The sequence below is a fragment of the Pseudomonas sp. MD195_PC81_125 genome (assembly GCF_014060985.1).
Taxonomy (GTDB): Bacteria; Pseudomonadota; Gammaproteobacteria; order Pseudomonadales; family Pseudomonadaceae; genus Aquipseudomonas; species Aquipseudomonas parakoreensis.
The window spans coordinates 1-553 of sequence record NZ_JABULD010000991.1; the positions used below are offsets into that span (position 1 = coordinate 1).

1 pseudogene is annotated in these 553 nt (G+C 54.8%); it reads left to right on the forward strand.

Going from position 1 to position 553, the window contains the following annotated elements:
• Positions 1–553, forward strand: a pseudogene (locus HT737_RS30760) (elongation factor 4); the annotation flags it as partial.

Below are 553 nucleotides of genomic sequence, written 5' to 3' on the forward strand. Positions count from 1 at the left end.
CGAAGACATGCGCGAACCAATCGTGCGCGCCAACATCCTGGTTCCGCAGGAGCACCTGGGCAACGTCATCACCCTGTGCATCGAGAAACGCGGCGTACAGGTCGACATGCTGTTCCTCGGCAATCAGGTCCAAGTGACCTACGACCTGCCGATGAACGAAGTGGTCCTGGACTTCTTCGACCGTCTCAAATCCACCAGCCGCGGCTATGCTTCGCTGGATTACCATTTCGATCGTTACCAATCGGCTAATCTGGTGAAACTGGACGTGCTGATCAACGGTGACAAGGTCGACGCCCTTGCGTTGATCGTGCACCGTGACAATTCGCACTTCAAAGGTCGCCAGTTGACCGAGAAGATGAAAGAACTGATTCCTCGTCAGATGTTCGACGTGGCGATTCAGGCTGCCATTGGCGGTCAGATCGTCGCCCGGACCACCGTCAAGGCACTCAGAAAGAACGTATTGGCCAAATGCTACGGCGGTGACGTAAGCCGTAAGAAAAAGCTGCTTGAAAAGCAAAAGGCCGGTAAGAAACGCATGAAGCAGGTCGGCAAC